The 8,734-nt window shown below is 71.9% G+C and carries 7 protein-coding genes; 3 read left to right on the top strand and 4 right to left on the bottom strand.

Annotated features, from left to right (window positions below):
* Nucleotides 1–599: 599 nt before the first annotated feature.
* Entirely contained in the window at nucleotides 600–2,195 is a 1,596-nt protein-coding gene (locus tag M1M07_RS31345) for a GMC oxidoreductase (protein ID WP_248676650.1), read from the bottom strand.
* Between the two features lie 74 nt (nucleotides 2,196–2,269).
* Entirely contained in the window at nucleotides 2,270–2,839 is a 570-nt protein-coding gene (locus M1M07_RS31340) for a TetR/AcrR family transcriptional regulator (protein WP_248676649.1), read from the bottom strand.
* Between the two features lie 149 nt (nucleotides 2,840–2,988).
* Here M1M07_RS31340 and M1M07_RS31335 point away from each other — a divergent pair, with 149 nt between their 5' ends.
* Both M1M07_RS31335 and M1M07_RS31330 read left to right on the top strand, forming a co-directional pair.
* A complete protein-coding gene (locus M1M07_RS31335; RefSeq protein ID WP_248676648.1) occupies nucleotides 2,989–4,020 on the top strand; it encodes a tyrosine-type recombinase/integrase in 1,032 nt (343 codons plus the stop codon).
* Between the two features lie 142 nt (nucleotides 4,021–4,162).
* On the top strand, nucleotides 4,163–5,566 hold the full coding sequence (locus tag M1M07_RS31330) for an NAD(P)/FAD-dependent oxidoreductase (RefSeq protein ID WP_248676647.1): 1,404 nt from the start codon (nucleotides 4,163–4,165) through the stop codon (nucleotides 5,564–5,566).
* A gap of 54 nt (nucleotides 5,567–5,620) precedes the next feature.
* On the opposite strand, the gene M1M07_RS31325 is transcribed toward M1M07_RS31330, so the two are convergent.
* Nucleotides 5,621–6,055: a PaaI family thioesterase gene (locus tag M1M07_RS31325; RefSeq protein WP_248676646.1), complete on the bottom strand. Its 435-nt coding sequence runs from the start codon at nucleotides 6,053–6,055 to the stop codon at nucleotides 5,621–5,623.
* 239 nt (nucleotides 6,056–6,294) lie between these two features.
* Nucleotides 6,295–7,005 carry a hypothetical protein gene (locus M1M07_RS31320; protein ID WP_248676653.1) on the bottom strand — a complete coding sequence of 237 codons (711 nt, stop codon included), beginning with the start codon at nucleotides 7,003–7,005 and terminating at the stop codon, nucleotides 6,295–6,297.
* A gap of 244 nt (nucleotides 7,006–7,249) precedes the next feature.
* Between M1M07_RS31320 and M1M07_RS31315 the strand changes: the two genes are divergently transcribed.
* A complete protein-coding gene (locus M1M07_RS31315) occupies nucleotides 7,250–8,641 on the top strand; it encodes an iron ABC transporter permease (RefSeq protein ID WP_248676652.1) in 1,392 nt (463 codons plus the stop codon).
* Nucleotides 8,642–8,734 lie beyond the last annotated feature (93 nt).

The raw sequence follows: 8,734 nt of genomic DNA, 5'->3' as shown, positions 1-8,734 counted from the left end.
GAGATGTGTATAAGAGACAGGTCGAGGTGGGGGCGGGGGCGTGGCTCGAGATCGTCGAGACCGCGGGCACCGTCGCCTACGACGCGGCCGGCCGGGCGTCGAGCTGGACGGTGCGGGCGCGGCTCGGGGCCGGGGCGTCGCTGGTGTGGGACGGGTTGCCGTTCGTGGTGGCCGACGGGGCCGACGTCACCCGCCGCACCGAGCTGGTGCTCGACCGCGACGCGCGGGTGCTGCTGCGGGAGACGCTGGTGCTCGGCCGCAGCGGGGAATCGGGCGGCGCGGTGCGCTCGCACACGGTCGCGACCCACGAGCAGCGTCCGCTGCTGGTCGAGGATCTGGACCTGTCCCCCGGGCTGCGCACGCTCCCGGGGATTCTCGGGTCGCATCGGGTGCTGGATTCGGTGCTGGCGTTGGGGTGGCGTCCCCCGCACGAGGATGCCGGGGACGGGGCGTATCGGTTCGACCTGGACGGTCCGGGGGCGCTGGTGCGGTGGCTCGGCCGGGACCTGCACCGCTCGGGTGGGGTGGACGAGTGTGTGGTGGCGTGGCGTCACGGCCTGTGACGCCACGCCACCGTTCCCATCCCCCGGGTCTGTGGCTCAGATGAGCGTGCCGACGGCGCGGGCGACGATGTTGTCGAGGGCCCGCTCGGCGACGGCGGCGATGGTCATCGACGGGTTGCACGCGGCGGCGTTGCCGGGCATCAGCGCCCCGTCGAGCACGTACAGGCCGCGCTGCCCGAGCACGCGGCCGTCGAGGTCGCAGACGCTGCCCATGTTGGCGCCGCCGAGCGGATGCCAGGTGGACGGCACGACCTTGTTGGTGTCGACGAGGACGGCGGCGGCGCCGGCGATGCGGCGGACGGCGGGATCGATGTGGCCGTTCTGGATCCCGGCGTCGCCCTCGTGCGGCCAGCGCAGCACGGCGTCGTCGCGTCCGGCGTCGTAGACGAATTCGCCGCGGCCGTCGCTGACGCCGTAGCCGACGAGGACGGTGCTGCGGGTGTTCACCTCGAACGAGGGCAGCGACGCCTGGACCACGGTGTGGGCGTGGTGCGGATCGTCCCAGTTCTTGCTGCCGTAGACGACCGGGCCGCCCTGGACCGCCCCGAAGTCCGCGGCCATGTCGGTCCACATGTAGATGCGGTCGGCGTTGGTGCCCCAGCCGCGGCCGAGGTCGTCGGGCAGGTCGGTGATCTGTCCCTTGGCGGCGGCGCGCAGGAGCAGCCGGGTGGTGTTCAGGCTGCCCGCGGCGAGCACCAGCGCGCCGGTGGTGAGGATCTTGTTCTCGAGGACGGTGCCGGATTCGTCGGTGCGGTCGACGTACACGGTCCAGCGGCCGTCGGCGGCGCGTTCGATGTCGGTGACGTCGTGCAGGGCCTGCACGGTGGCCAGGCCGGTGGCCTCGGCGTCGGCGATGTAGGTGACGTCGACGGTGTGCTTGCCGCCGTTGTTGACGCCGAGCGCGCCGGCGCCGTCGGTGTAGGCGGGGGTCATCTCGCCGCGCAGTTCGGCGAGCGCGAAGTTCCAGTCGATCGGCATGGGGATCTTGTCGAGCGGCATGCCGGCGGCGCGGACCCGGTCGGCGAAGATGCGCGCGGCCGCGTAGTTGGCGGTGGCGACCAGTTCGTCGGGGGCGGTGGCCAGGCCGAGCATCTTCGCCACGCGCGGGTAGTGCACGCGGTTCATCAGGTCCCAGTCGAGTTCGTTCGGGAAGTGCGCGTCGAACACGTCCCGGTCCGGTTGCAGGGACATGCCCTGGTAGACGAGGGAGCCGCCGCCGACGCCGGCGGCGCACAGGGCGGTCATGTTGTCGCCGGGGACGGCTTCGACGAGGCCGACGTAGGGTTCGACGCTCAGGCGCCGGCCGAACACCTCGGGGAACGACTTGTGCCACAGCATGCGCTTGTCGGGGTCGGCGACGCGCGGGAAGGTGGTGGCGTTGGGACCGGTGCGCCAGCGGCGGCCGCGTTCGAGGACGGTGACGGGTACCCCGGCCCGGGCCAGGCGCAGGGCGGTGACGCCGCCGCCGAAGCCGGAGCCGATGACGATCACGCGGTGCTCTTCGCGGGTGACGGCGACCCGCTTGACGCGAGCGGCGATGCCGGGGGCGGCGTGCGCGGTGGACGCGCCGGCCAGGAGCGTGCCGGCGGCGACGGCGCCGGCCAGGAAGGAGCGACGCGTGAATGCGGACAAGTCGTTCCCCCATCGGTTTTCGGCACGGAGCAGGCCCGGACGGATGCAAAACTAGACACTCCGCGGCCGAAGTGTCAAGAATCGCGGGTGGGCTTGCCGACGGGCGGCATCGCCGGCTGCAGCCAGCGCCGCAGGAACGCCCGCAGCTCGTCGTCGGATTCCATGCTGTCGCCCGCGAACATCAGCACCGACAGGCCCAGCAGCAGCGACATCACGACGATGTCGTCGGCGTGCGGTTCCAGCTCCGGGTACCGGCGCACCATCGGCGCCAGCAGCTGCCGCCCGATCGGTTTGGCGCGATCGACCATGCCCGGATCGAACACCGGGTTGTCGCCGTCGCCGCGCAGCAACACCGCCAGCACCGGATGCTCCCGCACCAGCGTGCGGCCGAGCACGATGGTTTCCACGACGTACTCCCCCGGGTCCTCGATCCGCTCGAGCCGCGCGGTCATCTCCGCGTACGCCTCGAGCAGCTGCCCGCTGATCGCCTGGGAGACAAGCTCTTCCCGGCTCCCGAAGATCGAATACACGGTCTGCCGGGACACCCCCGCGGCCTGCGCCGCCCCGGCGATCGTGACACCTTCGAAGCCGACGTCGGCGATGAGCCCGAGCGTGGCGTCCAGAATCTTCGTGCGCGACCGCATCCGCCGATTCTCCCCCACCCGCGCGCGTCTCCGCGGCACGCGCCCCGCCCTGTCCGAGCACCGCCCTGTCCGAGCACAGCCCTGTCCGACCCCGATGTCAGACTGTGCTCGCACACATGTACGACACGAGCCGGCGGAAAGGGCGCACGATGGCGAGCGGGGACGAACCGGGCCTGCTGGAGTGGATCTCGGCCTACCTCGAGACCCTGCAGACGGCGAAACGGTCGGCGCACACCGTCAAGGCCTACCGGCTGGATCTGCGGGCGGTGTGCGAGCAGCTCGCCGCCACCCGGCAGGTCGATCCCGACGCGCTGACCGTGCAGGACGTGACGATCCGGTCGCTGCGCTCGGCGTTCGCCGCGTTCGCCCGGGAACGCCAACCGGCGTCGGTGCGCCGCGCCTGGTCGGTGTGGAACAGCTTCTGCAACTTCCTGGTCTCCGAAGGGGTTTCGGAGGGCAACCCGATGGCGTCGATCGCCCAGCCCAAACGGCCGCAGCACACCCCGAAGGCGTTCAAACCGGCCGCGATCGGTCAGCTGGTGGACACGCTCACCGTGCAGGCACAGCGCCCCGAGACCGGGCCGCGGGACTGGCCGGGCCGCGACCTGGCGCTCATCGCGACGCTGCTGCTCACCGGCATCCGCTCCGAAGAACTGATCCGGCTGGACCTGGCGAGCATCCTCGGCGGCCGCGAGGCCCCGGTGCTGCGGGTACTCGGCAAGGGCGCCACCGAACGGGAGATCCCGCTCGAGGACAGCTGGACGGCGATCGTCTCCGCCTATCTCGAGCAGCGGTACACCCGGTTCCCGCCGGCGCGGCGCACCGCCCGCGCCGACCGGGAGGACCTGGCGATCTGGGAACGATTCCCGCCGGAGGATCCGCTGTTCGTCGGCAGCGACGGCCGGCGCATCACCCGCGGCACGCTGCAGTACCGGGTCCGGCGGATGTACCGGCTGGCCGGGATCGAATCCGAACGCAAACGCGGCGCGCTCGCGCACGCGCTGCGGCACACCTTCGCCACCAGCCTCGCCGACAGCGGCGCGACCATGGTCGAGCTGCAGCAGCTGCTCGGGCACCGGTCCCTGCAGACGGTGCAGATCTACACTTCGGCCACCAACGACGCGGTGCGGCACGCCGCCCGCCACAACCCGGTCTACGAGCTGCTGCGCGACCCGGAGTGACCGCGCCGGACACGACTCACCGATCGGTTCGACGCGTCACGGCCCGCGAATGCTGCGAGACTGGGGCTGTTCGCCGAGTGAGGCGGGGACCGCGCCGGCACCGATCGGCCCGGTCACTGACAGACGTCGAGGGAGCAATCAGATGAGCATCCAGCCGGTCGGGTCGGGTCGTCATCGGGTCGTGGTCATCGGATCCGGATTCGGTGGACTGTTCGCCACCCAGGCCTTCAAACGCGCGGATGTCGACGTCGTGCTGATCGCCCGCACCAGCCACCATCTGTTCCAGCCGCTGCTCTACCAGGTGGCCACCGGCATCCTGTCCGTCGGCGACATCGCCCCGGCCACCCGCATGGTGCTGCGCAAGCAGAAGAACGCGCAGGTGCTGCTCGGGGAGGTCGAAACGATCGACATCGACGCGCAGACGGTCACCTCCCGATTCCTGGACCGGGTCACCGTCACCGAATACGACAGCCTCATCGTCGCCGCGGGCGCCGGCCAGTCCTACTTCGGCAACGACCATTTCGCCGAATTCGCGCCCGGCATGAAGACCATCGACGACGCCCTCGAACTGCGCGGCCGCATCCTCGGGGCGTTCGAGCAGGCCGAGTTGTCCGACGATCACGACGAGCGCACGCGGCTGCTGACGTTCGTGGTGGTCGGCGCCGGCCCCACCGGGGTGGAGCTGGCCGGGCAGATCGCCGAACTGTCGCGCCGCACCCTCAAGGGCGCGTTCCGGCACATCGACCCGACCGAGGCGCGGGTGGTGCTGCTCGACGGCGCCCCGGACGTGCTGCCGGTGTACGGGGGCAAGCTCAGCCGCAAGGCCCGCAAGACGCTCGAGCGGCTCGGGGTGGAGATCCAGCTGGGTGCGATGGTCACCGGCGTCGACGCCGAGGGCCTGACCGTCAAGGACAAGGACGGCACCGAACGGCGCATCGAGTCGCAGTGCAAGGTGTGGTCGGCCGGGGTGGCGGCGAGCCCGCTCGGCAAGCAGCTCGCCGAGCAGTCCGGCGCCGGCATCGACCGGGCCGGTCGCGTCCAGGTGCAGCCCGACCTGACGCTGCCGGGTCACCCGAACGTGTTCGTCATCGGCGACATGATGGCGCTGGACAACCTGCCGGGACTGGCGCAGGTGGCGATGCAGGGCGGCAAGTACGCCGCGCAGCAGATCGTCGCGGGCCTGCACGGGCAGGATCCGGCGCAGCGCAAGCCGTTCCACTACTTCGACAAGGGCTCGATGGCGACGATCTCGCGGTTCAGCGCGGTCGCGAAGGTCGGCAAGCTCGAGATCAGCGGGTTCATCGGCTGGATCGCGTGGCTGTTCATCCACCTGCTGTATCTGGTGGGGTTCTCGTCGAAGCTGTCGACGTTGTTGTCGTGGGCGCAGGCGTTCTTGTCCACCGGCCGCAACGAGATGGCCGCGACCGAGCAGCAGGTGTTCGCGCGGATCGCGATCGACCGGCTGCGGGAGCACACCGAGGCCGCCGAGGCCGCGGCGGCAGCAATCGAGAAGGGCGGCTCCGGGTCGGCCCGCGAGGCCGGCTGACGCCGCACCGGCTCGGGCACCGGGTGCCCGAGCCGGCGGACAGTGGTTCCGGTTCTAGTGGCCGATGCGGTCGGCGTCGGCGATGTTGGCCAGGCGCACCTGCCCGTGCGCGACCGTGCGGTCCTGCTCGTCGGTGATCGCGACCTGCCACAGCTGCTGGGTGCGGCCGCGCTGCAGCGGGGTGCCGGTCGCGGTGAGCACGCCCTCGCGGGTGGCGCGCAGGAAGTCGGTGTTGTTGTTGACACCGACGACGTTGCCGCGGTCGCCGAACCACAGCGCGCCGGCGATGCTCGCGACCGTTTCGATGACCGCGCAGTACACCCCGCCGTGCACGATGCCGTAGGGCTGGTGGTGGCTCGGGGTCACCGTCCAGCGCGCCACCACCCGATCCGGGCCGGTTTCGACGAATTCGAGCCCGAGCGCGGTACCGAAGCCGACGTTGTTGGCGTCGGTGGTGGCGGCGGGATCGGGGGTGAGTTGCTTGGTCATGAGGTCTCCGTCGTCTCGGCTGTCCGGGCGTCTCCGCCCTGTCCTGTCGGATGGTAGGCGCCCGACGGGGCGCGCCGCCGCCGGGGCGCGCGGGCGGTGCGGGCCCGGAAAAGGATCCGGCGGGCCCCGCAGGGATGCAGGGCCCGCCGTGGGAAGGACCGGGAGTCTCTGCAGCCCTCAGGACTCCGGCGCGGTCCGACAGTAGGTGACGACCATGATTGTAGGGAAGGCTGCCCTAATCAGGCAAGGCCTCGGACGGGAAACCCTGCGGAAACGAACGCGTCGAGCAGCTGCTGGCCGCGGCGGGCGGAGACCTGCCGCGACGACGCGGCGAGCATCGGCAGCTGCGCGGCGCCGGTGACGACCGCCCGGCCGACCAGCGCCCAGAACCGGGCGCCGTCGAGCGGCGCGCAACCCTGCAGCGTCCGGTGCACCGTGGACAGCGCGGTCACGGCGCGGTGCGCCGTCCAGATCGCGAGGGCCTGTTCACACGGCAGCACCACCACGCCGCGGGTGCCCTCGGCGGGATCACCGGGCAGCACCCGCAGGGTGTCGTCGGCGACGCCGGCCCAGTCGGTGCCGCCGTCGCTGTCCTGGTGGATCCACAGGTTCTCCAGGCCGGGATCCCAGGCGCGCCCGTCGAGGACGACCGGTGCCAGGACCCGCCCGACGACCACGTGGATCAGCGCCCCGGCGACCTGTTCGACGGCGATGCGCGGATCCTCGACGTCGTCGAGCACGCGGCGGTAGAGCAGGTCGACACGCTGGGCCCGGTCCTCGCCGGCCAGGCGCCACCAACGGCGGCGGGGTTCCTCGTCGACGCGGGCGACGGCGTAGACGCGAGGGGCGTCCGGCGCCAGCGCGCGCAGCCGGGTGCGCGTGTCGTCGAACGCGGACCCCGGGACCGCACAGATTTCCGGGACCTCGGGACGGGTCAGCAGCAGAGTCACACCCACGCACCTCCTGATCGGCAAGCAGCACCGCGGTTCCACAACCCCGCGACTGATTAGGTGAGCCTAACCTTTGCATGTGTGGGGCGGTTGCGCAACTCCTCAGGAGACGGGATAGATAGGATTCCGTAACCTAAGTTCCCGTACGTCTCTCCGCGGACCTCGTCCGCGTCCCCGGCAGGCACCGATCCCGAGGAGCACCCCGCCCGTGACCACGATCCGACACCCGGGAGGCTCACCGGTCCTGCCCGATCCGGGCCCCCCGGCGAGCCCCGCGCGGCGCCTGACCGCCACCGCGCTCGACGCCGCCCTGCTCGCCGTGCCGCTGGTGATCGGCGCGCTGCTCGTCGACACCCTCGGCGACGCGAACGGCGGCGGCCAGACCGACCGCATCGTCTTCGGGTTCGCCGCCGTCGCCGCCGCAGCCGGATTCTGGCTGTGGAACAACGGCCGCCGCGAGGGCCACACCGGCGGCAGCCTCGGCAAGCAGTGGACCGGCCTGGTCACCCGCGACGTCGCCACCGGCGCCCCGGTCGGCACCCGGCGCGCGCTGCTGCGCCGCGACACCGAGGTGGTCACCGACAAGATCGCCGCCGCCGACGGCTTCGCCCCGCTCCCCCCGGACAGCAGCGTCGCCGGGCTGCGGCGCCGCCGCCTGCTCGGCCTGGCCGCGCTGATCGTGGTGCTGGGTTTCGTGTTGCTGGCCGGCATCTCCATCGGCGCCCGCCCGATGACCTTCGCCGAGGTCCTGCACGCGCTGACCGTCAACGACGGCTCCGAGACCGACCTGATCGTGCACAGCCTGCGCATCCCCCGCACCGTGCTCGGTCTGGTCGTCGGGATCGCCCTCGGCATCGCCGGTGCCCTCATCCAGGGGCACACCCGCAACCCGCTCGCCGACGCCGGCCTGCTCGGCATCAACGCCGGCGCCGCCTTCCTCGTGGTGCTCTCGATCTACCTGTTCGGGATGACCACCCCGTCGCAGTACCTGTGGTTCGCGTTCGCCGGCGCCCTGCTCGCCGCGGTCACCGTCTTCGGGTTCGCGTCCATCGGCGGCGGCAAGGCCAGCCCGCTGAGCCTGGCGCTGGCCGGGGCCGCCGTCGCGTTCTTCCTGCAGGCCATGACCAACACGGTGGTGCTGCTCGACCAGACCACCCTCGACGGGTTCCGCTTCTGGGTGGTCGGCTCGGTCGCCGGCCGCGGCACCGACGTGCTGTGGCAGGTGCTGCCGTTCCTGGCCGCCGGCGTGGTCATCGCCCTCGCGAGCACCCCCGGCCTCAACGTGCTCGGCCTCGGCGAGGACGTGGCCCGCTCGCTCGGCACCAACGTCGCGGTCAGCCGCACAGTCGGCATCGTCGCGATCACCCTGCTCACCGGCGCCGCCACCGCCGCGTGCGGCCCGATCGCGTTCATCGGGCTGATCGTCCCGCACATCGCCCGCGCCATCACCGGACCCGATTACCGCTGGCTGGTGCCCTACGCGGGCCTGCTCGGCGGAATCCTGCTGCTGCTCGCCGACGTGATCGGCCGTATCGTCGTGCGCCCCGGGGAGCTGCAGGTCGGTATCGTGCTCGCCCTGATCGGCGCACCGTTCTTCATCGCCCTGGTCCGCCGACGGAAGCTGGTGTCCCTGTGACCGACTCGACCACCCTGGAGGCCACCGACTCGACCACCCTGGAGGCCCCGGAGCGGCGCCCACGCCGCCTGGTGCAGGTCTCCGCCGCGATCC

The organism is Rhodococcus sp. HM1 (genome assembly GCF_023218075.1).
Classification (GTDB): Bacteria; Actinomycetota; Actinomycetes; order Mycobacteriales; family Mycobacteriaceae; genus Rhodococcus.
The sequence above is the reverse complement of the archived record's forward strand: the minus strand, read 5'-3'. Positions and strand labels throughout refer to the sequence as shown.

Bases quoted from the DNA above. Each gene is read 5' to 3' on its own strand.
- M1M07_RS31340 (WP_248676649.1), bottom strand. From the start codon at position 2,839: ATGCGGTCGCGCACGAAGATTCTGGACGCCACGCTCGGGCTCATCGCC.
- M1M07_RS31335 (WP_248676648.1), top strand. From the start codon at position 2,989: ATGGCGAGCGGGGACGAACCGGGCCTGCTGGAGTGGATCTCGGCCTAC.
- M1M07_RS31330 (WP_248676647.1), top strand. From the start codon at position 4,163: ATGAGCATCCAGCCGGTCGGGTCGGGTCGTCATCGGGTCGTGGTCATC.
- M1M07_RS31325 (WP_248676646.1), bottom strand. From the start codon at position 6,055: ATGACCAAGCAACTCACCCCCGATCCCGCCGCCACCACCGACGCCAAC.